This window comes from Flavobacterium enshiense DK69 (assembly GCF_000498495.1).
GTDB lineage: Bacteria > Bacteroidota > Bacteroidia > Flavobacteriales > Flavobacteriaceae > Flavobacterium > Flavobacterium enshiense.
In genome coordinates, this window is record NZ_AVCS01000006.1 from 45,277 (window position 1) to 71,377 (window position 26,101).

A 26,101-nucleotide genomic window follows, 5' to 3' on the forward strand; every position below is an offset into this window, starting at 1 on the left:
TTTTATTTATAGATCCAAATATATGAGTTATTTGGGGTTTGATTTATGTAATTTTTTCCATCATGCTCAATAAATTCTTTGTTTTGGGAATTTGATATAATGCAGGAAATGTTTGTTTCGTCCTGAGGAATTTTACCCGAGATGTTGCCTAGTTTGAGAGCGACAAATTGGACTCTGTCATAGTAATAATCACGAAGTAACGGATATTCAAAATCTGTCAAAATCAATCCTACTTTTCGGGGATTAATATCATAAAGTTTCTCAACAACTATAGTGTATTCCTTTCGAAGTTGTAACTGATTTGCAAAATATTTTTTGAATCGGGAATCAGTAAGGCATATTTCTTTTGTAAACTCAGGATTAGTAATGATTGGTCTTGTATTATTATAAAGGAAATAAAATCCGAAACTATAACATAAAATTGGGATGGTAAGGACAATCAAATAATAATAAAACTTCGATTTATATGCGGTTAGTGTAATAAGAATCACCGATGCAATAAAAATTGGGATATGCAATCGGGTATGCCAGGGTTGCCATTTCAAAAAGCCTGAAAAAAGAACAATTTGAGTAATTATTACAAACAAAAGCATCAGAATGATTGAGTTGTTTTTTGGTTTTCGGATTGCGATAATAAACAAAACGAATATTGAAGAAGTTATTAAAATAAAATGTATCAGGTTTGGAACAAGATCTTCATTGGTCATGTTTTTTTTAGCGCCTTCATATTTTAAGCCGAAATAATTGGTGTCAGGGTTGTCAATAGGCACATTTATTTCACGGTGGATTTTTTTTATTAATGAATCTGAAGCGATTTCTACGGGATATCCCAAATGCAATCCAGCGTTTTTTAATAAGTTAGACGCCAACAGTTTTCCGTTCATTTTTTGATTGGAAAGAGCATTAGCTTCACTTTTATCAATATTCAGTATGTTACCATCAACCGAATAGTTCCGAGTGTAATGTCCTATATTTAAGGTAACAGTAATCAGGATAAGTACGATTCCGTAATAAAATGGTTGTATACTTTTGTTTTTAATAATATCTCTGAGAGTGAAAAGCCCAAAAAGCAATAAAATAGGAAATAAAAACAAATAGGCAGTTCCTTTTGTCAGAAAAGCAAGACCTATGCTTAAACCCAAATAAATAAAATTTGACAGTGTTTTATCGGCATATGCCTTTAATGAGAAAAGTAAAGACGAAAGGATAAATAATGAACATACAATGTCATTTTTTGTTGTTGTGGATTGCAATTCCACAGAAGGAATTGTAATGAGAAGAAATAACGCTAAAATTTTGTATTTACGAGGTACTTTTAAATATGATAATATTTTATAGACAGCATATAATGAGAAGATTAAAAATAATAATTGGACACTGTTTGCTAAATAATCATTGCCTTGTATCAAATTTACATGCATTATAAAGTATTCTGCAAAAGGCGGCTGGTACAAATGACGAAGGATATGGGCTGGAAAATGGGCAACAGATCCGTTCCCTAACCAATACATTATTCGGGTCATGTGATAGGTAAGCGAATCCCAATTGTTTGGGGGATATACAATACCTTGAAAAAGTAATGCACCCAAAAAAAGAACTAAAGTAAAAAATAGAAATTTTTCGAGAATTCCTGAATTACTCCAAATTTTCTTGCCAACAGCTATTTGATTTGTAGCCATGTTAACAAAAGCTGATTTGTTCTTTACTAAAATAAATGTCAGAACCAAAACAAACAAACTCCAAAAAATGGTAACAGTTACTAAATTAATTGCTTTGAAGAGACTTGAAATCTCTGTAAATAGAACAATTATTGTGGAGAACGTTAATACAGTTTTAAGCAGTGTGTCTGATGAAAAACAAACCGTTTTTTTAGTTTTTAGAACAAGGTAAAACAGAAATAAGCAAATAAAAATCAGCATACTTTAATAATTAATTTTATCGATAAAAACCATCTTGAAGTGTTTCTCCACGAAGTTTAAAATTATTCTCTATATACCAAGAGCAAGGAAATTTATCATAACATTGCGAATGACTTTGTGAGGGAGCAAATAATTCAATCTGTTTTCCAAGTTTCGTTGTAAAAATAACATTCTTATATTTCACTACTCTTCTTTCTTTCACTTCGGATACATCTTTAGGCAGATAGGCAAATTCGGTTATTCTATTCGTTGAATAATCTTCCCTGAATAATACATATCCTTCATTGCCGATTGAATATAAGACGTAGATTGCAGCAATGTACAATAATGGATTAAAAAGGTTACTGAATTTATTAATTAGCTTTTCCAAAAGCAATATCGGACTCAAAGCCAGAATTAATATAACTGAAAATGAAAATCGGATATCCGGAGCCATAAGGAACCAAAGTGCTAAACTTGTATAGGCAATTATAAAGACTAAGAAGATGGAGTAATTTTTTTCTTTCCTATTTAAAAAACCGTAGATTCCATACGTGATGGGTGCAAAGATAGCCAAAGTAAAAAAGCGCTGGTTTTTTTCAATAAGATTTTTCCACCAAAATGGCACCCACTCGTTTAAAGACATCTTTAAAACTTCATTGGAATCTTTATAAGGTATTTTTGCCCATGAGTAAATCAACTTTTTTATTTCAATTACTTTTTCCGCAGGGACTTTCCATCCAAAAGAGAATAAATCAAGTTCCACCATTGGAAATAAAATGTAGCCGGATAAAATCACATTTCTGATAAGCCACGGCAGAATTAAGAACTGACCATAAAGCACTAATTGTTTTAAAGATGAAAAAACGTGATTGTTATTTTTAAAATACAGACTAAGTATTGTAATAAGTACAATAGGCAGTGTGGATAATTTTAAGGTGATACAAAATAATGGAATAAAAATGTAAAGCAAGAACTTGTTCGTGATTGAGGATCTTTCAAACAGCATCGATAGCAGAACAAATCCTACCAAAATATTAGGCAATAAATCGGATCCGGGCGAAGAGATGTCCAAAGTATATTGTTGGATAAAAAAATACATAAATACCAAAGAAAATACACCTACTGCTCCTTTGTGTATGAAAGCTTGTCTTAATAGCCACATAAAAAAGACAAGGAAACACAGAGAGTTTATAACGAAAAGGTACTGATTGTAAATTGCTGTAAATGAAAACCCTGCGCTTAAAACGAAAAGGGAGGAATTAAGCCCAAAGCGGTTGTGAAAATTTGCTAATCCCGGAACAGCTCTATATAATTCGTTCCATTGTATGGCATTAATGTGGTATAAATAAGAATCGTACAAACGTGGTGTAACAACTGCATACAATAAAACAATAAGAACTGTCGCTAGAAGTAGTATTGATAAGATCTTTTCTTTTTTAGGGAACGATAAAAATTGTTTCAGAGTTTTTTTGTAGTATACTTTGTCTCTGTATATCAATAGAAGAGTCCCGGCAGAAAGAACAAGTAATGAAAAGATATTTGTAGGTAAAAAAATCGACCATATGTTTAGGAAGGCTCCGGTGAAGCACAGTCCTATAAAAAAAGCATCAACTAAATTATAGTTCTGATGATTTGATTTATCTAAATAAGTGACACAACTTTTTCCTAAAACAACAAAAATTAAACTTGTTATTAAAAAACATACAAGTAGTACATACATACCTTTAAATTTTAAAAAAATATAAATTTTCGCGCTGCCAAAATTCGGTAGACATGAAAATTACGATCGAAGCCTTCAGTAATTGAAAAACCAAAGGCAAAACTTGAAAATATAACCCGAATGTTAAGTTTGTTACTGTTTAGCTTACTGTTTTTCCTTAACCGAAACGTTAATAACCGACAAGCCAATCTTTTTAAAAGTGACAAGATCTGCAATTTTGAATATTGGCACAAGCAGGTTGAAAAAGCCCATTTGTCCTTCGGGAATGGTTTTTTTCTTTAAAATATTTCCTGAGAAATACCAACCTAATATTCCTATAAAGTTGAATGAAAACTCTTTTACGGTTCTGAGGTCATTCTTTTGGATAATTGTCTTCAGATTTTTTTGGGTATACCTTCTGAAATGCTCCAGTTCAACATCAAAATTGTTATATAAAAACTGATAAGCCGGCACAAGAATTAATAAAGTTCCGTTAGGTTTCAGAAGTTTTTTACAGTTAGCAATTGCCTGAACGTCGTCTTTTATGTGTTCAACAACATTTAGTGCGAAAACGGTATCGAAAGTCTCAAGCAGGTTTTTATATTCTTCGTCGAAATTAGGGTGTGCCAAGTCCACTTTAATTACATCATTCGGAAATTTTTTCTTTAAAATATCGCAGTAATTATCGCGAAGGTCGCTTAACGTAATGTCTTTGTTGTTTTTTATGAAAAACTGGGAAATATTACCGATACCACTCCCAATTTCCAGAATTTTGCCATTGCAATAAGGCGCAATGGTTTCATACATCCAATTGTTAAAGCGGTCTGCTTTTTCAATTACAGTTAAAGTGGTAAGCCCTTCTAAATCAATTTCTTTAACCATCATGTTATTTTATTTTTAAAAGTCCGTACTTTAAGATACAATAAATAGCTCTCACTCCATCTTTCCAGCCAATTTTCTTCCCTTCTTCATATGTACGCCCGTAATAAGAAATACCTACTTCATAAATTCTGATATTAGGGACTCTTGCTATTTTGGCCGTAATTTCCGGTTCAAAACCAAATCGGTTCTCGCGCAAGGGGATTGACTGTATGATTTTGGTGTTAAAAAGTTTGTAACAGGTCTCCATATCGGTAAGGTTCAGATTGGTGAACATGTTTGAAATAAAAGTAAGAAACTTATTTCCTATAGTATGCCAGAAAAAGGAGATTCGATGCGGATGACCGCCCATAAATCTTGAGCCGTACACTACATCTGCAAAACCGTTCAGAACAGGTTTTAAAAGCAAATTGTATTCCTGAGGGTCATATTCCAAATCGGCATCCTGTATAATCAAATAGTCTCCTGTAGCCTTTTTGATACCGGTATGCAAAGCGGCTCCCTTTCCTTTATTAACCTCGTGTTTAAAGTATTGAATGTTAAGGTCAGGGTTGTTTGCAATGTATTTTAAAACGGATTCTTCGGTATCATCCTTTGAACAGTCATTTATAATAATTACCTCTTTCTTTATGCCGGTTTCAAGATTTACGGCTTTAAGTTTGTCAAGTATAAAATGGATAGTCCGTCCTTCGTTATAGGCAGGTATAATAATAGAAAGTGTGTTTATATTCATTCTTTAATTTTTAAATCAGAAACAATGTTATAGGCTTCGATCGGCTGCAGAATGCTCCAAAAGAGTAAAAATATTCCGGAGGACATTACAACGCTGGATATTCCGAATCCTTCTGTGATTAGAAAATAAGATAACGGAACCTTAAGAAGGACACTAGCCGATAAAAGTAGTAAATAACTTTTTAGATTTCCGATTCCGTTAAAAAAGTAACTGTAAAAAGAGCTGAAAATTCTTAATGCTGTCATGATTGTCACCATAATCAAAAGAAATTGCGGAACAACAAAATCTTTAGAAATCCATATTTTGAATATATAAGGTGCCAATAACATGCAGACAATCATTCCAATGAGAATTAAAATGAAAAAGTAATTGAATTTTTTAAAAATGTGTTTGAGGGCAGTTTGATCCTTTTCCAGATAATTTTTGGTAAATATTGACCATAAAGGCGCCATGCCGGCAATTAAAATCATTAGGGGAAACTGAAAGTATTTTGTTACAATTTCGTAGGGTACAATGTCTTCGGGACCAAAAAAATAAGCCAATATGTAATTGTCGGAAGAAAACAGAAAAAGGGTGCCGACTTGAATGCCCATGTATTTTATGCCTAATCTAAAGATATCATTCAGATAACTTCTGTCGATTGTTTCGGAAGTAAAGAGCGTGTATTCTTCTGTTTTAAAAAAGTAAAGGGTGTATAGAAGATTGACGATAAAACAAACCAATCCGTTTAGCAGGCTTATGAGATAAAGTTTGGTTTCACTTTCCAGATCTGTCAAAAAAAGCAGCGGTAGGGATAAGGATAAAAGAAAAGAAATCTGATTTACAGCGATAGATTGCTCTGCATATTTCCCTTTATGAACACTTACAAAAAGAGCCTTGTGCGTATTCATGATAAAATTGATGCAGAAAAAAAATATATTTAAAAGGAATATCCTCATTACAAAATTAGTTGTGAACGGGATATTTAAAAGGGACTTAACATCGACAAGGGCAAAAAAAACGATGGAAAGCAAGAAAACGGCTAAAGCAATATAACCTGAAACTTTGTAAGTAGATTTGATGTAGGCATTGGCCTTTTCAAATGTTCCTGAATGTTTAAGTTCGGGAATTTTTGTCTTTAGAACGCTGGCCAGGCCGAAATCCATTAACAATACCAATTGAAATAGCGTAAAAATCAAAACCCAAACACCATAATTGACAGTTCCCAGATAATGAATTAAAAGTGGTATGGAAACAAATAATGAAAGCCCTGATATGCCTTTATAAAAAGCACTCATGAAAAGATGGTTCTTACGTAATTTGTGGAATAAAATCACTCTTGTAATGATTGTCTGTTTGGTTTTGATGTTTCAAAAGTAACTAAAACTTGATAAATACGCAGTTATTTAAAATAATATAAGAAATGTTTTGGAAAATATACGAAAGGAAAAGCAACAGTTACGGATTAATTAGCAATGGGTAACTTTTTGAATAACACAAAAATGGACATAATTTTAATTAAAAAGAGAAGATTTTTACCATATTGTTTTCAAAGTAGCTATGATAGTCCTATTTTTGACGAAATCCTACTAAAAAAAAGCTAAGGCGGGAGTTTTGCTTATTTAGAGTAAGGGTAAAGCCAACGAATAAAAGAAAGAATGAAAAGAATTTTAATTACGGGAGCTGCAGGTTTTTTAGGGTCCCATTTATGTGATCGCTTCATTAAGGAGGGTTATTATGTTATCGGAATGGATAATTTAATTACAGGCGACCTTAAAAACATTTCCCATCTTTTTAAACTTGAAAATTTCGAATTTTACCATCACGATATAACAAAGTTTGTTCACGTTCCGGGTAAATTAGATTATATTCTGCACTTTGCCTCACCGGCCTCACCCATAGATTATTTAAAGATTCCAATCCAGACCTTAAAAGTTGGCGCCATGGGGACCCATAATTTATTAGGGCTGGCTAGGGTTAAAAAAGCAAGAATCCTAATTGCTTCAACATCGGAAGTGTATGGTGATCCTTTGATTCATCCTCAAACGGAAGAATATTACGGGAATGTGAACACTATTGGTCCTCGAGGGGTTTATGATGAAGCCAAACGCTATCAGGAAGCCATTACTATGGCCTACCACACATTTCATGGTTTAGAGACAAGAATTGTGCGCATCTTTAACACTTACGGGCCCAGAATGCGTCTGAACGACGGCCGTGTTATTCCGGCCTTTATCGGTCAGGCATTGCGAGGAGAAGATTTGACTGTTTTTGGAGACGGTTCGCAAACCCGTTCGTTCTGTTATGTGGATGATCAGGTGGAAGGAATCTTCCGATTACTGCATTCCGATTACCATTTACCTGTTAATATCGGTAACCCGGACGAAATTACCATTAGTGATTTTGCAGAGGAGATTATTAAACTCACAGAAACAAATCAGAAAGTGGTATACCACCCGCTTCCTGTTAATGATCCTATGCAACGACAGCCGGACATTACTAAAGCAAAAGAAATTTTAGGATGGGAGCCGAAAGTGTCCCGTTCCGAAGGTATGAAAATCACGTACGAATATTTTAAATCACTATCTCCCGAAGAGTTAGCCAAAGAAGAACATAAGGATTTTTCAAAATTTATATTTTAATTGAGAAAACAAACAGGAAGATATTCAGGCTATCTCAGGCCATTTTCATATCTGCTGGACTTAATGATTATTAATGTCTTGGCAGTGTTCCTGCTTTTGGCTTCTTCTACTGAATATTACTATCATGGCTTCATCTCCGTTTCATGGATTATTATTGCATGGAATGTCGATTTTTATGAAGTATACCGTTATACAAAAGCAATAGAAATACTGGGTAAGATTCTAAAGCAATATTTGTTATTTACGGTTTTAAATTTCGCTTATCTTGGCTTTTTTCTTGATTTTGCGATACCTTCACAAATCATCAAGTATGTAACATTGTCTGTTTTGCTGATTTCCGCGGTAAAACTGTCGATTTATTATTTGCTGAAAGAATTTCGTGTGGTTTATGGAGGGAATTTCAGGACAGTGGTTATTATTGGAAATAGCAAAAGTGTTTCACAGCTTTCGGATTTCTTTAATGACAATCCTGATTATGGCTATAAATTGGTTAAGGTTTTTAATCTGGACCATGAAAAGAAAAGTCAGATTGAAAGTTGTTTTGATTTTGTACAAAATGATAAAATAGATGAGATTTACTGCAGTCTTTCTGATCTGACCAACGAAGATGTCAATCGTTTTGTAGACTTCACCGATAATAATCTTAAAGTACTGAAATTCCTCCCTGACAACAAAGAGATATTGTCGCGTAATATGAAGTTTGATTACTATGGTTATATTCCGGTGGTCTCATTAAGACACATACCTTTGGATAAGACTGCTAATAAAGCAATAAAGAGAGCTTTTGATATTTTGTTCTCATTGATTGTTATTTTTGGTGTATTGTCTTGGCTGACGCCAATTTTGGCTTTTCTGATTAAAAAAGAATCAAAAGGGCCGGTTTTTTTCAAGCAAAGGAGGAATGGCCTGAACTACCATGAATTCGATTGCTATAAATTCCGCTCCATGAGGCCGAACGAAATTGCCGATCTGGAGCAGGTATCCAAAAACGATCCCAGGATTACTAAAGTAGGGCGTTTTATCCGTAAAACGAGTATGGATGAATTACCGCAATTTTTTAACGTGCTTATTGGAGATATGTCCGTAGTAGGGCCGAGACCTCACATGGTAAGCCATACCGAGATGTATGCCAAAAGTGTGGATAAATTCATGGTGCGGCATTTTGTGAAACCGGGAATTACGGGATTGGCACAAACGAATGGTTACAGAGGCGAGGTGGAAAACAATAAGGATATTATCAACAGGGTAAAATATGATATTTTTTACCTGGAAAATTGGTCCCTGCTGCTGGATCTTAAAATTATATTCATGACAGTGTATAATGCTATCAGAGGCGAAGAAAAAGCATATTAATGAACGAACTGGTTTCCATAATTACACCTTCTTATAATTCCGCGCGTTACATTACGGCAACGATTGAATCGGTTCAGAATCAAACATACCCATTTTGGGAGATGCTTATTGTTGATGACGGCTCTTCGGACGAAACCGCAGCGGTTGTGAATGCAATTTGTCAAAAAGAGCCCCGTGTTAAGTTTTTTCCTTTGACAAAGAATGTTGGCCCTGCAAAAGCAAGGAATGTCGCGATCGAAAATGCAACCGGTGATTATATGGCTTTTTTGGATGCCGACGATATTTGGTTTCCGGATTTTATAGAGAATAGCATCCGGACAATTAAGGAAACAGGGATTGATTTTGTTTTTACGTCTTACCGTCGTTCCAATGAAAATATGGAATTCGTTTATTCGGATTTTATCGTACCAGAAAAAGTGAGTTATACGGACATCTTAAAAACCAATTCGATAAGTTGTCTTACCGCTTTTGTGAACATCAACACACTCGGAAAGAAGTTTATGCCTGAAATCCGTAAACGACAGGACATGGGCTTGTGGTTGCAATACCTTAAAGAAATTCCATTTGCACATGGTATAAAAGAACCTAAGGCGATTTACAGAATCCGTGAAAATTCACTTTCCCGCAATAAAAAGAACCTTATAAAATACCAGTGGCAGTTTTACCGTGAAGTGGAAAGGCTAAATGTTTTAGAATCGGGTTACTATATGTTGCATTGGATGTACCGAGGGTTTATGAAATACAGAAATTAAAGTTCTGATTGAAACTGTTTCAATTTTCCTCTTAATGTTCTTTCAAGGGTCTCTTTTCGATTATACGAAAACCGCAATCCCGGTTCCAGGTATGTGTCGATAGCATTTTGAATTCCTTTTATCTGATCTGGAGTCAACTCGATTTCAGAGACATAATCAATTTCAAACATATCAGTTTTTGTCTGGCGAATGATGAATTCTTTCACATTGCCGTCGTCTTCAATGATGCTTTTGGTTACGTAGTAAAAAGTAAGGCCAGGCGATTTTTTTCCGCTTGGTAAAAGTGCAATATCATTAGTGCGTCCGACCAGTTGTTTGAGGATTGGTTTTTTTGGCGTGCTTTTTTCATCCAAGATTCCAACATCACCAATGTCATAACGAATGAAAGGATGTGCTTTGTTATATAATGAAGTGATAACAACTCTTCCTTCCTTGCCATTAGGTACCGGCTGGTTGTTGTTGTCCAAAATTTCAACGAAAAGGGTTTCCGAATTCACTTGCCATTCTCCTTTCGGATTTTGGAACGCAATAAGATCCAGTTCAGAAGCGCCATATTCGTTTACAACAGGAATACCGAATTGCGTTTCCAATAGTTCTTTGTCGGAATCAAAAAGCATTTCCGAAGTAACCATGCAGACTTTCAATGTCGGGCAAATATCTTTCAGTATAAGGTTTTTTTTCTGAAGAAATTTGGCAAACAAAACAATCGAGCTTGTGTAACCGTTGATGTAATCGAACTTTTTGGTTTTGAAATGTTTCAGTACTTTTTCAAGAAAGACATCCGATAAATCAAAAATAGGGAAGCGGTAACGTTGTCCCAGAAAATCCTTCAAACGTTCTTTTCGGTAGCCGATGAAATCCAGCGGAATGCCATAAAACCGTGCCTGAAAGGAAGTGTTGAAATCGATGCCGTACCATCCGAAACGATGGATGATGGATGCCCAGGTGATGGCATGTGCTTCTTTATCTTTGGCAAAAATAAAAGGGTCCCCACTGGAACCGGATGTTTTATTGACAAATACGGATTTTTGGGTATATCCTTCGGAAAGCCTTTCTGTTAAGGGTTTCTGCAAATCTTTTTTGGTCAGTACCGGCAGGTTGTTCCAATCCGTATAGCCATTTTCTCCAACCAATTCTTTATAAAATGAATTGTTTTCCAGGTGAAAAGCCACTATTTTTTTTCGTTGTGCCTCGATATGAGTCGAAAAATCTGCTTCCGGGACGGCCAGAATTGCATCGAAAGCAGCATGGGCTCCCTTCATCGGGAAACCACTCATTTTAAGGGAAAAGTCGAATAATCGGAACACGTTCGGGGAAATTTTTCCAAAAATAATAAAACCGTATTCATAAACTATCAACATAAACTTTTTTTTCCGTTCAAAACGGACTATTTTTGCATCCAAATCAACAACTCAACAACATGATTATTTTATTGTTAGGTTCAGGCGGAAGAGAACATGCTTTGGCTTGGAAAATGCTTCAGAGTTCTCATTGCTCAAAACTTTTCGTAGCGCCGGGGAATGCCGGAACTGCTTCAATTGCTACTAATGTTGCCATCAATCCCAATGATTTTGCGGCTGTAAAAAACCTGGTACTTTCCGAAAATATCGGGATGGTAGTGGTTGGCCCGGAAGATCCTTTGGTAAACGGTGTGTATGATTTCTTTAAAAACGACGCTGATTTAAAAAACATCCCTGTAATTGGTCCTTCAAAACACGGGGCACAATTGGAAGGGAGTAAAGAGTTCGCTAAAGAATTTTTGGTGAAACACAACATTCCGACAGCGCGTTACCAGAGTTTTACAAAAGATACTGTTGAGGCGGGTTGTGAATTCCTGACCACGTTAAATGCTCCGTATGTTCTAAAAGCAGATGGCTTGGCGGCTGGTAAAGGTGTTTTGATTTTGAATGATTTAGCAGAAGCACAACAGGAATTACGTAATATGTTGGTGGATGCAAAATTCGGAGATGCTTCTTCCAAAGTGGTTATCGAGGAATTTTTGGATGGAATCGAATTGAGCTGTTTCGTGCTTACTGACGGAAAGAGCTATAAAATATTGCCAACGGCGAAAGATTACAAACGAATTGGCGAAGGTGATACCGGTTTGAATACGGGTGGGATGGGAGCTGTTTCTCCGGTTTCGTTTGCGGATGCTGAATTCATGCAAAAGATTGAAGAGCGCGTTGTGAAGCCTACAATTGCAGGTCTTCAAAAAGATAATATCGAGTACAAAGGTTTCGTGTTTATCGGGCTGATTAAAGTTGGAAATGATCCTTTCGTAATCGAATACAATGTCCGTATGGGCGATCCGGAAACAGAAGTGGTAATGCCACGTTTGAAATCGGATTTGGTAGAGATTTTCAAGGCGATTGCAACACAAACATTGGAGAATGTAGCTTTTGAAATTGACCCAAGAAGCGCAACTACAATTATGGTTGTTTCAGGTGGTTATCCTGAAGACTATGCGAAAGGCAAAGTGATTACAGGTTTGGATAAAGTAGACGGTTCAATAGCATTTCACGCAGGAACCACATTAAATGACGGAACAATCGTAAGTAACGGCGGACGTGTTATAGCGGTGACTTCGTATGGAGAAACCTTTAAGGATGCTATTGCAAAATCGTATTCCAACATCGAAAAAATCCATTTTGACGGAATGTACTACAGAAAAGATATAGGGTTTGACTTATAAGACAATTTTGTACATTATAATATAAAAAAGAGCAGAAGTGATTCTGCTCTTTTTTATTATGATTTATTGGAAACCCCGTGAAAAACTTTTCTGGAAATTTAAATATGATTTTTTTAAAAACGATAACCGATACTTACGGCGTAACGGAAGCCGATACTTTCGAAGGTGCTTACTCCCGATTTGACAGCAGAACCGTTATCGGCCAAATCATGAAAAAACGGAATTCTGTCTTTCAACTTGTCGATAATTTCCTGGGCAATTCGTTGTCTTCAAGCCCCGGGGATACTGGCATCTACATGAGCTTCAAATTTGTACGCAGTAAAAGAAGGGGCAAATAAGATACAGTCCACCACAAATCTTTTGGCGATAATAAACTGGTAACCCAATTCCCCTCCGAAATTAAGGAAACGAACACGGTGTCCAGATGGCCGGTTTGAACATTGTTTGTTTCATCAGTGTAGGTGTAAGTTCTTTTATTTTTGAATTTGAATTAAGAGACAAATGGTGCTAGATACACTCCTCGCGGTGCAGAATATCTGTTTAGGTCACCTAAATAGAAGCGGTATTCCGCACCTATTGAATAACCTGATCGATCGCTGGATTTTGAAAAATTCACGCCGCTAAGATCCAGATTAAAATGTTTGAATTCCTGATACCCTCCGAAAAGAGAAATACTTTGGTTTTCTTTTATTACCCGCTCATATGTAAATTGAATGGTATTGTCATAGAAGATACGATTGGTGAGGTTAAATTTTATCAAATTAGGATGTTCCGGCTTCTTCTTTTTCATCTGTTGTACCGAATCAACTTCCTGAGCTGTCGCGTAAGCAGTGAATAAGACAAACATGAGACAGTAGAGGATAGCTTTTGCCGTGTCGATTCCCTTTGGACGAAATTCGGCGATTAAAGATTTCATAACGAACGGATTAGTGAATTAGATTTAATAAAATCTGTATTTTTAACAGGAAAATGCAATAAACAATAATTCAATACTGCAAGAAATATGTTATGAATCAACAATTCTGTACTGTCTTTCTAAAAGGTTTCCCCGGCGTTCAGGTAAAATGCATTGGAATCACGGCCCCAAGCATAATTAAGAATCAGATTGGTCCTAGTCGGTTTGTCCAGTAAAACGCGAAGCCCGATACCGGCCGCGGGCTGGATGTATTGGAATAGCTTAATGTCGGTATCATCATTGCTGGCAGTAGTAAAATTGGCGAATACAGTTCCGCTGAGGAGTTGGTTACAGCTAATCGGGAAACGATATTCGGTTTCAAAATAAACCAAGTCAAAACCGCGGAACAATCCTTGGGTATATCCTTTACCGCCCCTGCTGCGCTGATCCCATCCGATAGCGGGTAAATTAAGATAGGGCAGGTCGCCTTGAATCAGGAATTGTCCATAAGTCCAAAAACCAAGCACATGTTGTTTGTTGGTAGGGCTTAACGGGATAAAATGACGGTACTCGCCGTAAAGTACCTGGCTTTTTTGTTGTCTGTCGTTCAGACTTGGATTGAACCGATAATTAAAGTTCGCGAACCATCCATTGTTTGGATTTATCTGATTGTCTCGCGAGTCGTGGACCATGTTAAAACTCAAGCCATTCACTATATATTCCAGATGGTCAAAGCCGTGCAGCTGGCTGTAATTATAGTGGTGCTGATGGGTATATTGTCCTGTTTCGTTTTTCAGGGCCGCATCGTCTATATTGGTATAGATGTCAAATGCGACACCACCCCCGATGTACCAATCTTTTTTAAATTCCCAGGAGATCGTTTGGTGGAACTTAAGATAGTCATAATCCATGGGTTCAGTAATGGCGTCCAAACTGAATCCGTCGTCGGAACTGTTGGGCGGGATAATATCGGTGCCCAATCCGTAGTTGGATTGGGTAAAAATGTAGTAACGCCAATCGCCGCTTAAGAATATGGAATTGTTTTTCAACAAAACGTTGTTCTTAAGGTTTATCATCAATTGTTTTTTCGTGGTATAGGTCACATTAAGGCTGACGGTAGAATATTTGTCTTTTGGCTGGTCGCCTTTAAAGGTATATTGGGCTACGGCTCCGTACATAAATCCCGTTGCCGGTTGGGAACCAATGATTGGCATGACAATTAAAAAACTGTTTTTGATAGGTTTGAGGACGGTGGTGGAATCTTTTTTTCTGAAAAGGTCCGGAACCGACACAATGGGGCATTTGCTAACCGAATCTAAGCTGGTCTGGGCTGTCATATTGCCTACAAACAATATTTCTGCCAGTAAAAAGACACAAAGAATTTTCAGGAATTTGTTGCTTAAAACTATCATAGCAGACTTTTTTGGATTATTCTCATTAATAAAATTATACAGAAATGCCTTAAGTATTTCAATATTATCCTTTTTATCGATAAAGCGCTTTTTTTGACGGTCTTTTAAAAATAACACTTTTTTACTTCTGAATAGGGCAAAAAAAAATCCCGATTTATATCGGGATTTTTTTGAATTCTTATTTTAAGAATGAGTGTGCTGTAGTGTCTTGGTCATCGTCTCCTTTGGCTCTGAAGATCATTAGTTCTTTTGTCCAGTACCATGTAGCATAACAGCAGATAACGAGAAAAATCCAGTTGATAATGTTTGCAGTCCACCAGTTAGATAATTCCAGTTCAGCCATCCAGTTCATAGGAGCAAAAAGAATTTCTTCGAATAAATAGGCTATTCCTTCAAAAAAAGCTTTCATAGTGTTTTTGTTTTAGTTTATTTCGAACTTACAAGCAAAGAAAATAAAACTTCTCACATCTTGTTAGTCTCATTTTTATACAAGTGTTATCTTTACAGTCACAAAAATATAAAATATCTGCATGATAGCAAGCCTTTTTAATAAATCTCGGCCAATTAATTACGTTTTAATCAGTTTATTGCTGATTGGCTTTTACTTTTTGTACCTCACCAAGGATTTTTCATGGACTGAACACTACCATACGATTATCCAGAAATCAGGGTTGCTGCTAGTTCTTACGGCTTCTTTATTCCTGGTAAGGTTCATCACCAAACGAAACGGATTGAGCAGAGACAATAGTTTTGCGGCTTTTATATTTGTTGTTTTTCTGATTCTTTTCCCGACAACTCTAGTCAATACCAACGTTATTCTGTCTAATTTTTTCCTGTTGCTGGCTTTGCGCAGATTGGTATCCATGCAATCGCTGATTACCCCGAAGGAAAAGATTTTTGACGCCTCGTTTTGGATTTTTGTTGCCTCGTTATTTCACTTTTGGTGCATATTGTTCCTGATTCTCGTATTTATTTCCATCATTTTTCACGTGTCCGGTGACTACCGTAACTGGCTGGTGCCGTTTATTGCTTTTTTTACCGTATTAGTGTTGTTTGCTATGGCAGTGCTCATTTTTGATCATGGTTTACTGGCTATCGTGATGGAAAAAGCGCAAGTCAGTTTCGATTTTACCTATTTTGAAAATGTGTTTCAGAATATTGCACTGGCTATTTTTTCTTCGATAGCGGTGCTCTTCTTTTCCACTCAGGTTTTAGTATTGCAAAACAGACCATTAAACATGCAGGCTTCTTATAAGAAAATTATTTTCGGTTTCCTTTTTGGGGTTGCTATTTATGTTTTGTCGGCCAGTAAAAACAATAGCTTTTTGATGTATACCTTTTTCCCGTTATCAGTATTAGGAGCTAACTTTCTGGAAGGATTGGATAAACAATGGCTCAAGGAAACTATTGTGATCGGTTTATTATTGATTGCCCTGATTATCTTCTTTGGGCAGTTATAATTTATTTCCGTAAGCTAAATCTCCTGCATCACCCAACCCGGGAACGATGTAGTTGTGTTCGTTCAGTTTTTCATCCAAAGCGGCCACCCACAAATGGCAATTGGAAGGCAGGTTTTCTACCAAATAAGCAATTCCTTCCGGAGCTGCAATAACAACGGCAATATGGACTTCTTTCGGATTTTGTTCCAAATGCAGTTTGTTCAAGACCGCTACCAGTGATTGTCCTGTGGCCAACATCGGATCCACCAAAATCAGGTTCTTTCCTTCGAAGGAAGGTGCGGCTTGGTATTCCACAAGTATTTCAAACTTATCGTCATTGTCGTAATGATGACGATATGCCGAAACAAACCCGTTTTCCGCATCGTCAAAAAAATTCATGAACCCTTGATGCAAAGCCAGGCCGGCTCTCAGTATTGAACACAAAACTACAGGTTCGGCAATGGTTGTAGTGTGTTTTATGCCTAGTGGCGTCTGAACGGCTACGTCTTTATATTCTAATGTCTTACTCAGTTCATAGGCCATTATTTCTCCGATGCGTTCGATGTTTTTTCGAAAACGCATACTGTCTTTCTGAATGGTAACGTCACGAAGCTGCGTTAAAAAATGGTTCAGAATGCTGTTTTTATCGGAAATATAATGAATGTGCATAAATTTTGTTTAAAGTTGGAGTTCTAAGGTAAAGGGTAAAAGTATAAAAACTATATTTGTAAATAAAATTAAGAGCTATGTTTGCTGAATTCGCATTTCCTATTTTTGAACAAAGTATCAAGGAATATCATATCATTGACGATGTGTATCAACCAACGTTAAATCCTTATGAAAAAGGCTCGTTGGAGCATTTGTTGTATGCTAAAAACTGGGTGGATACCGTTCAGTGGCATTACGAAGATATCGTGCGCGACCCAAATATCGATCCGGTTGCCGCTTTGGATTTAAAACGTAAAATCGATGCTTCCAATCAGGTTCGCACGGATATGGTGGAGTACATTGACAGTTATTTTCTTCAGAAATATAAAGACGTTCAAGTGAAACCGGATGCAAGAATCAACACGGAAAGTCCGGCTTGGGCTATCGACCGCTTGTCGATTCTGGCTTTGAAAATTTACCACATGAACGAAGAGGCGACTCGTGCAGAAGCTACTGCGGAGCACCGTGCTAAATGCCAGGAGAAACTGAATGTGCTTTTGGATCAGAAAAACGACATGTTTACCTCTATCAGTCAATTAATCGAGGATATCGAAAAAGGCGATAAGTACATGAAAGTGTACAAGCAAATGAAAATGTACAACGACGAAGAACTGAATCCGGTATTGTATCAGAATAAAAAATAGTCATCGTAACGGATGTCTAAAAAACAACATATTGCTGTAATAAGGCTCTCAGCCATGGGTGATGTCGCAATGACGGTTCCTGTGTTGAGAGCCTTAGTTTTTCAGTATCCTGAGGTTGAAGTGACCGTTGTGTCCCGACCTTTTTTTAAACCTTTTTTTGACGGAATTCCGAATGTCCGTTTCTTCGCTGTCGATTTGAATAAACGCCATAAAGGATTTCCGGGTTTGCTGCGGTTGTATTCCGATTTGCGTGAATTGAAGGTTGACGCCATAGCCGATCTGCATAACGTACTGCGTTCCAAAGTAGTCCGTAACCTTTTTATGCTGAGCGGAAAAAAAACAGCAGCGACTGATAAAGGCCGTGCCGATAAAAAAGCGCTTACCCGTTTCAAAGACAAAATTTTCACACCGGTCAAGCCGATGGTCGAACGCCACGCCGATACTTTCGCAGAATTGGGTTTTCCGATTGATTTATCACATCCGCAGTTTCCGTCAAAAACCGTTTTGTCTGAAGACATCGTTTCGGTTATCGGGAATAAGGATAATGAATGGGTTGGAATCGCTCCTTTTGCCCAATACGAAAGCAAAGTATATCCGATTGATTTAATGCAGCAGCTAATTGATGGATTGTCTAGAGAAACCAATCTAAACGTAATGTTGTTCGGGGGAGGAGAGAAGGAAATTCAGCTGTTAACACAATTGAAGGCTAACCATTCTAACGTAACTGTCCTGGCAGGAAAATTGAAATTCAAACAGGAACTGGAAGTGATTTCCAATTTAGACCTAATGCTTTCGATGGATTCCGGAAATGCGCACATTGCTGCCATGCTGGGCGTAAAAGTGATTACGCTTTGGGGTGCCACACACCCTTATGCAGGATTTAAACCGTTTGGTCAACCAGATGATTTCTGCCTTACTTCCGACAGGGAAAAATATCCGCTCTTGCCAACATCCGTTTACGGAAACAAAAAAGTGGAAGGATATGAAGATGCTATGAGAACTATATCACCGGAAACGGTTTTAGCCAAAATAAAAAAGGAGCTTTAGATAAAGCTCCTTTTGTTTTTATATTTTATACATCGTCAAAATCGATATAAATTTCATCTGTGGTAGGGTGCGCCTGACAGGTTAAAATCAATCCTTCTTCGATTTCCGCATCGGTCAGGATGGAGTTCTTTTTCATTTCCGCGGCACCTTTTGTTATTCTTGCTAAACAACTGCTGCAGATTCCGCCCTGACAAGAGTACGGCGCATCAATTCCTTGTTTTAATGCTGCTTCCAAAAGGGTTTGCTTCTGTGCCATTTCGAAGGTGGTTTCTTCGTCATCGACCATTATGGTAATCTTAGTGTGTCCTCCTAAAGTATTCTCAATTTTGGTTTCGGTTGTTGAAGTTGAGAATAACTCGAATTTAATGTTTTTCTCTGGTACATTGTTTTCCTTCAGGGTATTGCTCACATTGGCAATCATGTCTTCGGGACCACATAAATAAAATTTCGAAAACTCTTTTTCGGCATGTTTGTTATTCAGTACAAAATTCACCACTGACTTATCAACCCTTCCAAACAAAGCATCTTCCACATTTACTTTAGTGTATACAAACTGAATGAAAAGACGTCCCACATATTTTAACTGCAAATCGTGAAGCTGATCGTAAAAAATAGTTTGCTCCGGATTTTTATTGCCGTAAGTCAACACAAACGTACTTTTTGGTTCATTTTCCAATACCGATTTTATGATGGACATGATCGGAGTGATACCGCTTCCTGCCGCAAAAGCAGCATAATTTTTCTGAGCGTCGGCTTTAGGTTCAAAGGTAAATTTTCCTTCCGGCGAACCCACTTCGATTACGTCGCCTTGTTTTAAGCGGTTGTTGGCAAATGATGAAAAAACACCGTCGGCAACCTCTTTAATGGTAACACGTAAGTCGCCACTGTTCGGGGAAGAACACAACGAATAAGCTCTTCGTATTTCAGTTCCGTCCAACGTTAATTTTAAAGTAACGTATTGACCTGCGATAAAGCTATAGTTTGATTTTAATTCTTCAGGAACATTGAAGGAAACAGAGACGGCACTTGGTGTTTCTCGGTAAACTTCTTTTATCACTAGTTTATAAAATGTCGACATGGTATAGTTTGTTTAAGTAGCAAAAATAACTATTCTAATTTTTTTAAATATGATAAAAATCAGAAATTAATACCAAAGTAATTTATGTATAAGAAATTTATGTATTTTTGATAAAAATAATTTTGCATGAAAAATTCGCAGTTGTATAAAGGCAGTCTGAATACCATAATCATGAAGCTCCTGGAAGAAAAAGGGCGCATGTATGGGTATGAGATTACACAGAAAGTGAAGGAAATCACCAAAGGGGAGCTCAAAATAACAGAAGGCGCGTTGTATCCGGCGCTTCATAAGTTGGAAGCAGAAGGTTTTTTGGAAGTAGAGGTGGAAAAAGTCGACAACAGGCTTCGCAAATATTATAAACTTACCGAAAGCGGAGAAAAAGAAACGGTGAACCGATTATCGGAACTGGAAGAATTTATCCGGAACATGCAGGTATTAGTGAACCCTAAATTAAGTTATTAAAAGATGAAACTTACTTCAGAACAAATAGAACGCCTTTACCAATTCACCCGTCAGCATTATGTGGAATATTACGACTTACAGACCGAACTGACGGATCATTTAGCCAACGGCATTGAAGCGCAATGGGAACAGAATCCGAACTTGTCCTTCGAGGAAGCGTTGCAGTTTGAATTCAAAAAGTTTGGCATATTCGGTTTTATGAATGTGGTGGAACAACGACAGGCAGCACTGACCAAAAAATACCATGATTTGGTCTGGCAACACTTTAAGGATTTCTATAAACTTCCGAAAATTATCGGGAGCTTGGTCGCGATAGTACTTCTAAAATTATTTTTGGAAACCATTTCTTTTTCGGAAGAACTGATCATAACCTCTTTTGTTGCAATACTGCTAACATTCTTCGGAGGAATGGTTTACATGAAGTACAAAAACCGGAGAAAGACGAGAGTTTCCGGTAAAAAATGGCTTTTCGAAGAAATTGTTTTCGGTAAAGGTTCTTTTGTGGGATACATTTATGTTGCAATTTGTGTTTTTAATAAAATCCCAAGGCATTTCGAAAACGATTATACGATTTGGATTTTCAGCATAATGATTGTGTTGATGGTGCTTTTGGAATATATCATGCTTGTAAAAATTCCCAAAAAATCCGAAGAATATCTCATCACCACCTATCCGGAATATAAATTAACATAGGAAATGTAACATTTTTGTTTTTTTGCATCTAACTTCTTACAATTAATAAGTAATAGAGTATGTTCAAACATTTTATCACACTGGAATGGAAATCGTTTTTGCGATCGGCTTCCCTTTCCGCCAATCTCGTTCTTAAAATTGTGATGATTTTGGGGGCGGTATATTTCGGAAGTTGCTTCCTGGTTCTTGGTGCGGCTTCTTATTATATGCTAGAGGATTATGGTTTGCCTCCATTAGAAACCGTCAACAAATACCTGATTTATTATTTCTTTTTTGATTTGGTCATTCGGTTCTTTATGCAGAAAACACCGGTCATGAATATTAAACCACTTTTATATATCAATATCAAAAGGAAAAGCATCGTAAATTTTGCTTTAGGAAAAACAATATTGTCTTTTTTTAACCTTATTCATGGTTTCTTTTTCATTCCTTTTTCTATTGTTCTTTTAAGGGAAGGGTTTGATGTTGCAGGTGTGTTTTGCTGGTTACTGACCATGTTTACGATGGTTATGCTGAATAATTTCATAAATATCCTGATTGATAAAAAAGACAGTGTTTTTTATGTGGCTCTTGTCGTTTTTGCAGGTTTGGGAATCTTACAGTTGTATAGTGTTTTTGATATTACACAGTATACTGCCCAGTTTTTCACTGGGATTTATGAAACGAAATGGATGATGATTTTGCCATTGATTCTTTTTTCCGGAGTGTATGTTGTGACCTTTAATTTCTTTAGAAAAAACCTGTATCTCGATCAGGGACTTTCCGTAAAAGAAGACATTGCGAAATCCGAAGAGTTAACCTGGCTGAATCAGTTTGGGACTTTGGGGACGTTCCTTAAAAATGATATCAAACTTTTAAAAAGAAACAAGCGCTCCCGGACCACTGTTTTTATGAGTGTTATTTTCATTTTCTACGGATTATTGTTTTTCAGTAGTGGAATTGAAGCGTATCAAAATCCGATGATGCAGGTTTTTGCGGGTATTTTTGTTTCGGGAGGTTTCCTTTTTACCTTCGGACAATTTGTGCCGAGCTGGGACAGTTCCTATTATCCATTAATGATGAGCCAAAACGTTCAATATAAGGACTATCTGAATTCAAAATGGTGTTTGATTGTGATTGCCACGGTCATTTCAACCCTTTTGGCTTCTTTTTACCTGTATTTCGGTTGGGAGACTTATTTACTGATTGTGGTAGGAGCTATCTATAACATTGGCGTAAACGCGCATTTGGTGCTTTTAGGAGGAGCATATGTTAAAACACCCATTGATTTGGCTTCAGCTAAAGGTGCTTTTGGTAACCGTCAGGGATTCAATGTGCAGACTCTCCTGATTTCCATTCCGAAATTACTTTTGCCAATGGCATTGTACGCAGTTGGAAAGGCCTTTTTCGGTTTTGAAATTGGACTGCTTTTTGTGGCATTGGCGGGCATCACAGGATTTGCCTTCCGTAACAAAATGTTTCGAATTATCGAAAATGTTTACAAAAAGGAAAAATACAAAACGATAGCGGCTTATACTCAAAAAGACTAATTTCTTAAAAAGATAAATAATGATACAAGCAACCAATTTGTCAAAAACATATAACGGAATTACCGTATTGAATATCGAAAATCTGGAAATTAAAAAAGGCGAGAGTTTTGGTTTGGTCGGAAATAACGGTGCCGGAAAAACCACTTTCTTCAGTTTGTTGTTGGATTTGATTCAGCCATCAAGCGGGAAAATTACCAGTAATGGCATTCAGATTAATACCAGTGAAGCATGGAAACCATTCACGGCCGCTTTTTTAGACGAAAGTTTTCTTATTGGTTACCTGACCCCGGAAGAGTATTTTTATTTTATAGGTGAATTGCGTGGACAAAATAAAGCTGATGTGGATGCCTTGCTTGAAAAACATGAGGATTTTTTTAACGGGGAAATTCTGAAAAAGAAAAAATACCTGCGCGACCTGTCTAAAGGGAATATGAAAAAAGTGGGCATCATCGCAACACTGATCGGGAATCCGGAAGTGATTATTCTGGATGAACCTTTTGCCAATCTTGACCCGACTACACAAATCCGCTTAAAAAAAATTATCAAGGAACTGGCAGCCATGCCCGACGTTACTATTTTAGTTTCCAGCCACGATTTGCAGCATACAGTGGAAGTTTCAGATAGAATTGTAACGCTCGAGAAAGGAAAAATAGTGGGAGACATTCAGACCTCTCCGGAAACACTCAAAGAACTGGAAGCTTTTTTCGCAGTATAATTTCTAATCCTCTGAAAATTCAGGGGATTTTTTTTCCGTTGAGCCGATTTTTATCCGCAAATTTCCCACATATTAAAAAGAAACGTATTTTTACCCTTAGTTATACTAAAAAAAGAGTTTAAAAGTTAAAGGAATAAAACGTTTCATCTTGAAAAACATACAGTTAAAATATTTTCTTGCGTTTGCATTTTTGGCAATGCTAATCGCGTGCTCCACAAAAAAGAATACGTTTGTCAGTCGAAATATGCATGCGCTGTCTGCCAAAGACAATATTTTATACAATGGGCGCATAGCCTTTGATAAGGGAGTGGAAGATGTGAAAAATACCTATAAGGATAATTTTTGGGATATTCTTCCAGTAGAACGTATGCAGGAGAAGACGGAAGCAATCCTTCCGGGCGAAACAAAAAATCCCAATTTTGTAAGAGCAGAGGAGAAGGCAACAAAAGCCATTCAAAAACATTCTATGTATATTGACGGAAGTGAAAAAAACCCGCAGATGGACGAGGCACATTTGCTTTTAGGGAAAGCGCGTTATTATGACAATCGTTTTCTTCCGGCGCTGGATGCCTTCAACTATATATTGTATAAGTATTCCAATAGTGATAAGATTTACGAAGCTAAAATCTGGAGGGAAAAAACCAACATCCGCCTCGAAAATGATGCTCAGGCCATCAAGAATTTAAAACTGCTTCTTAAAGGCAATAAATTGGAGAACCAGCTGCATGCTGATGCCAACGCTATTCTGGCGCAGGCTTATCTGAACACCAACGTTAAGGACACTGCAATAGCCAAATTGAAAATTGCCCGTGACCTAACCAAACATAAAGAGGAAAGAGCCCGTTATAATTTTATTTTGGGGCAATTGTATGAAAGCTTGAATTATCCGGACAGTGCCTATGCTGCGTTTCAGGAAGTAATCGATATGAAGCGCAAATCACCACGACGTTACGTAATCTGGGCACACGCCAAACAAGCCCAACAGTTTGATTACAAAAACGGGGACACGCTTGCTTTTTCTGAAAAGTATGATGATTTACTTAAAGACAGAGAGAACAGACCTTATCTTGACGTAATCAATCATCAAAAAGGATTGTTTTATGACAAGGTGGGTAAAAACCAAGAGGCAAAAAGATATTATAACAAATCGTTGCGATCCGTTTCTCAGGATAATTACCTGATAGCTTCCAATTACCGCAATCTGGCTGCAATTTATTTCGAGGAAGCAAAATACAGAATGGCCGGTCAGTATTATGACAGTACATTGCTTCGTCTGGACGTAAAATCGAGAGAGCATTACAGTATTAAGAAGAAAAGAGAAAATCTTGCCGATGTAATAAAATACGAAGATATCATTCATGATAACGACAGTATCCTTAAAGTCGTTGCCATGAGCGAAAATGACAGGAGGAATTTCTATGAGGAATACATTGCCAAACTAAAAATCGAAGACGAGAAAAAAGCATTGGAAGCCGCCAAAAGAGCAGAACAGGGACAAGGGCAAAACCCGGCGAACCCGCAAAGCATGATTCAGGGAGGCGATAATCTAGAGGGTGCAAAAGGAGGTAAAATTCGTCCGATATCCAGCGAACCTATACCGATGCAGCCACCAACGATGCAGCCGCCAACAACTCAGCCGCCAACAACTCAGCCGCCAGCAGGCCAACCTCCTGTTGCAATGGGGAACCAATCGAGTTTTTATTTCTACAATCCAAATACAGTAGCTTTTGGAAAAGGTGAGTTCCGAAAAAAATGGGGTAACCGAACTTTGAAGGATAACTGGCGTTGGTCTTCGGCAGAAGAAACGGCTGATATAAAAGATGAAGATATTGTGCCAACTGAAGAAGTGATTAAGGTGGATGAAAATCCTGCAGTAAAGGCTGAACAACCGCAGTATTCGGTCGATTTTTATACCAGTCAGTTGCCAAGTGATCAGAAAGTGCTTGACAGTTTGGCCAGAGACCGAAATTTCGCCTATTTCCAGTTAGGTAATATTTACAAAGAGAAGTTCAAAGAGTACGAATTGGCCGCTTCAAGGCTTGAAACGCTTTTAACGAAGAATCCAGAAGAACGATTGGTATTGCCATCAAAATATAATTTGTATAAAATATATGAAATCATCAATCCGTCTAAGGCGGAGGCGATGAAAAACGATATCATTTCGAATTATCCAAACAGCCATTATGCACAGATTCTGTCCAATTCAGCGATTGGCCAAATAACCGACACTCCGGAAGTTGCATACGCCAACTTGTTCAAGAAATACGAACAAGGGCTTTATCAGGAGACCTTGATTGAAGCGGATCGCATGATTGAAAACTTTGCAGGAGATTCGATGGCGGCCAAATTCGAATTGTTACGTGCGCGAATCATTGCCAGATTGGAAGGTCTTGAACAGTATAAAAATGACTTGATTGCCATTGCAAAAAATTATCCGACCATAGACGAAGGTAAAGAAGCTGATGCTTTGGTGAAAAACGACATCCCGCAACTGGAGCAGTTACAATTGGGCAAAGGAACTCCGGTTAGCTGGAAAATTGTATATGAGATTCCGTATCCGAATGCCGGCAATGCAAAAGTGAAAGCCTTAACCGACAAACTGGCTGTCTATATTAAGGACAGAAACAGTGCGAAAATCGTAATGTCGAACGATGTTTATCTGAAGGATAAAAGTTTTATTGTGATACATGGTTTCGCAAGCAAGGAAGGGGCTGAATCAACTGTGTCGGTATTAAGAGACTTCAAAGGATATAAAGTGAAGGAGCCTGCTTTCGTAATTTCGAACGAGGATTATAAGGTAATTCAAATCAAGAAGAACCTTTCAGAATATTTGGCAACAATTAAATAAG

General features: G+C 37.2%; 24 protein-coding genes. 13 read left to right on the top strand and 11 right to left on the bottom strand.

What is annotated here, in order from left to right:
* Window positions 1–2: 2 nt before the first annotated feature.
* The 5 genes from FEDK69T_RS02960 to FEDK69T_RS02985 form a co-directional block, all read right to left on the bottom strand.
* Complete coding sequence (locus tag FEDK69T_RS02960) at window positions 3–1,679, bottom strand: ArnT family glycosyltransferase (protein ID WP_023572656.1); 1,677 nt, start codon at window positions 1,677–1,679, stop codon at window positions 3–5.
* Window positions 1,680–1,935: 256 nt separating this feature from the next.
* A complete protein-coding gene (locus tag FEDK69T_RS16180; protein WP_023572657.1) occupies window positions 1,936–3,621 on the bottom strand; it encodes an LIC_10190 family membrane protein in 1,686 nt (561 codons plus the stop codon).
* Between the two features lie 144 nt (window positions 3,622–3,765).
* Window positions 3,766–4,485, bottom strand: coding sequence for a class I SAM-dependent methyltransferase (locus FEDK69T_RS02975; RefSeq protein ID WP_023572658.1), 720 nt, complete (start codon window positions 4,483–4,485; stop codon window positions 3,766–3,768).
* A 1-nt stretch (window position 4,486) separates the two neighbouring features.
* Window positions 4,487–5,212 carry a glycosyltransferase family 2 protein gene (locus FEDK69T_RS02980; RefSeq protein ID WP_035630665.1) on the bottom strand — a complete coding sequence of 242 codons (726 nt, stop codon included), beginning with the start codon at window positions 5,210–5,212 and terminating at the stop codon, window positions 4,487–4,489.
* The gene (locus FEDK69T_RS02985; protein ID WP_023572660.1) at window positions 5,209–6,489 is read right to left on the bottom strand and encodes a lipopolysaccharide biosynthesis protein; all 1,281 of its coding nucleotides are present in this window, start codon (window positions 6,487–6,489) and stop codon (window positions 5,209–5,211) included. The genes FEDK69T_RS02980 and FEDK69T_RS02985 overlap by 4 nt, the downstream gene beginning before the upstream one ends.
* A gap of 360 nt (window positions 6,490–6,849) precedes the next feature.
* On the opposite strand from FEDK69T_RS02985, the gene FEDK69T_RS02990 reads away from it, so the two are divergent.
* Genes FEDK69T_RS02990 through FEDK69T_RS03000 form a run of 3 tightly spaced genes read left to right on the top strand, consistent with a single transcriptional unit; the run spans window position 6,850 to window position 9,938 of the window.
* Window positions 6,850–7,833 (top strand): UDP-glucuronic acid decarboxylase family protein, encoded by a 984-nt coding sequence (locus FEDK69T_RS02990; protein WP_023572661.1) that lies wholly within the window; start codon window positions 6,850–6,852, stop codon window positions 7,831–7,833.
* Window positions 7,834–9,186 carry an undecaprenyl-phosphate glucose phosphotransferase gene (locus FEDK69T_RS02995; RefSeq protein ID WP_023572662.1) on the top strand — a complete coding sequence of 451 codons (1,353 nt, stop codon included), beginning with the start codon at window positions 7,834–7,836 and terminating at the stop codon, window positions 9,184–9,186.
* Entirely contained in the window at window positions 9,186–9,938 is a 753-nt protein-coding gene (locus FEDK69T_RS03000; RefSeq protein ID WP_035630664.1) for a glycosyltransferase family 2 protein, read from the top strand. Before FEDK69T_RS02995 ends, FEDK69T_RS03000 begins: the two co-directional genes overlap by 1 nt.
* On the opposite strand, the gene FEDK69T_RS03005 is transcribed toward FEDK69T_RS03000, so the two are convergent.
* Window positions 9,935–11,245: a phenylacetate--CoA ligase family protein gene (locus FEDK69T_RS03005; RefSeq protein WP_035630694.1), complete on the bottom strand. Its 1,311-nt coding sequence runs from the start codon at window positions 11,243–11,245 to the stop codon at window positions 9,935–9,937. The genes FEDK69T_RS03000 and FEDK69T_RS03005 overlap by 4 nt on opposite strands.
* Before the next feature lie 113 nt (window positions 11,246–11,358).
* Here FEDK69T_RS03005 and purD point away from each other — a divergent pair, with 113 nt between their 5' ends.
* Window positions 11,359–12,630 (top strand): phosphoribosylamine--glycine ligase, encoded by a 1,272-nt coding sequence (gene purD, locus FEDK69T_RS03010; RefSeq protein WP_035630663.1) that lies wholly within the window; start codon window positions 11,359–11,361, stop codon window positions 12,628–12,630.
* 104 nt (window positions 12,631–12,734) lie between these two features.
* The gene (locus tag FEDK69T_RS03015; protein ID WP_023572666.1) at window positions 12,735–12,968 is read left to right on the top strand and encodes a hypothetical protein; all 234 of its coding nucleotides are present in this window, start codon (window positions 12,735–12,737) and stop codon (window positions 12,966–12,968) included.
* A 152-nt stretch (window positions 12,969–13,120) separates the two neighbouring features.
* On the opposite strand, the gene FEDK69T_RS03020 is transcribed toward FEDK69T_RS03015, so the two are convergent.
* From FEDK69T_RS03020 to FEDK69T_RS03030, 3 genes are all read right to left on the bottom strand, one after another.
* Window positions 13,121–13,546 (bottom strand): hypothetical protein, encoded by a 426-nt coding sequence (locus FEDK69T_RS03020; protein ID WP_035630661.1) that lies wholly within the window; start codon window positions 13,544–13,546, stop codon window positions 13,121–13,123.
* A 119-nt stretch (window positions 13,547–13,665) separates the two neighbouring features.
* Entirely contained in the window at window positions 13,666–14,937 is a 1,272-nt protein-coding gene (locus FEDK69T_RS03025; protein WP_023572668.1) for a BamA/TamA family outer membrane protein, read from the bottom strand.
* A gap of 178 nt (window positions 14,938–15,115) precedes the next feature.
* Window positions 15,116–15,346, bottom strand: coding sequence for a DUF6341 family protein (locus tag FEDK69T_RS03030; RefSeq protein WP_023572669.1), 231 nt, complete (start codon window positions 15,344–15,346; stop codon window positions 15,116–15,118).
* A 121-nt stretch (window positions 15,347–15,467) separates the two neighbouring features.
* Here FEDK69T_RS03030 and FEDK69T_RS03035 point away from each other — a divergent pair, with 121 nt between their 5' ends.
* Window positions 15,468–16,397: a DUF6427 family protein gene (locus FEDK69T_RS03035; protein WP_023572670.1), complete on the top strand. Its 930-nt coding sequence runs from the start codon at window positions 15,468–15,470 to the stop codon at window positions 16,395–16,397.
* On the opposite strand, the gene upp is transcribed toward FEDK69T_RS03035, so the two are convergent.
* Window positions 16,392–17,045 carry a uracil phosphoribosyltransferase gene (upp, locus tag FEDK69T_RS03040; RefSeq protein WP_023572671.1) on the bottom strand — a complete coding sequence of 218 codons (654 nt, stop codon included), beginning with the start codon at window positions 17,043–17,045 and terminating at the stop codon, window positions 16,392–16,394. The two genes, FEDK69T_RS03035 and upp, sit on opposite strands and share 6 nt — an antisense overlap.
* Before the next feature lie 77 nt (window positions 17,046–17,122).
* Between upp and FEDK69T_RS03045 the strand changes: the two genes are divergently transcribed.
* The gene (locus FEDK69T_RS03045) at window positions 17,123–17,728 is read left to right on the top strand and encodes a DUF4254 domain-containing protein (RefSeq protein WP_023572672.1); all 606 of its coding nucleotides are present in this window, start codon (window positions 17,123–17,125) and stop codon (window positions 17,726–17,728) included.
* Between the two features lie 12 nt (window positions 17,729–17,740).
* Complete coding sequence (locus tag FEDK69T_RS03050; protein ID WP_035630660.1) at window positions 17,741–18,775, top strand: glycosyltransferase family 9 protein; 1,035 nt, start codon at window positions 17,741–17,743, stop codon at window positions 18,773–18,775.
* A 25-nt stretch (window positions 18,776–18,800) separates the two neighbouring features.
* On the opposite strand, the gene FEDK69T_RS03055 is transcribed toward FEDK69T_RS03050, so the two are convergent.
* On the bottom strand, window positions 18,801–19,853 hold the full coding sequence (locus FEDK69T_RS03055) for a ferredoxin--NADP reductase (RefSeq protein ID WP_023572674.1): 1,053 nt from the start codon (window positions 19,851–19,853) through the stop codon (window positions 18,801–18,803).
* A gap of 126 nt (window positions 19,854–19,979) precedes the next feature.
* Here FEDK69T_RS03055 and FEDK69T_RS03060 point away from each other — a divergent pair, with 126 nt between their 5' ends.
* The 5 genes from FEDK69T_RS03060 to porW all read left to right on the top strand — a co-directional run bounded on the left by FEDK69T_RS03060 (window position 19,980) and on the right by porW (window position 26,100).
* A complete protein-coding gene (locus FEDK69T_RS03060; RefSeq protein WP_023572675.1) occupies window positions 19,980–20,315 on the top strand; it encodes a PadR family transcriptional regulator in 336 nt (111 codons plus the stop codon).
* Between the two features lie 3 nt (window positions 20,316–20,318).
* Complete coding sequence (locus FEDK69T_RS03065; protein ID WP_023572676.1) at window positions 20,319–21,008, top strand: hypothetical protein; 690 nt, start codon at window positions 20,319–20,321, stop codon at window positions 21,006–21,008.
* Window positions 21,009–21,067: 59 nt separating this feature from the next.
* Window positions 21,068–22,537 (top strand): DUF5687 family protein, encoded by a 1,470-nt coding sequence (locus FEDK69T_RS03070; RefSeq protein ID WP_023572677.1) that lies wholly within the window; start codon window positions 21,068–21,070, stop codon window positions 22,535–22,537.
* Between the two features lie 19 nt (window positions 22,538–22,556).
* Complete coding sequence (locus FEDK69T_RS03075) at window positions 22,557–23,252, top strand: ABC transporter ATP-binding protein (RefSeq protein ID WP_023572678.1); 696 nt, start codon at window positions 22,557–22,559, stop codon at window positions 23,250–23,252.
* A 148-nt stretch (window positions 23,253–23,400) separates the two neighbouring features.
* A complete protein-coding gene (porW, locus tag FEDK69T_RS03080; protein WP_316949010.1) occupies window positions 23,401–26,100 on the top strand; it encodes a type IX secretion system periplasmic lipoprotein PorW/SprE in 2,700 nt (899 codons plus the stop codon).
* Window position 26,101: the final 1 nt, after the last annotated feature.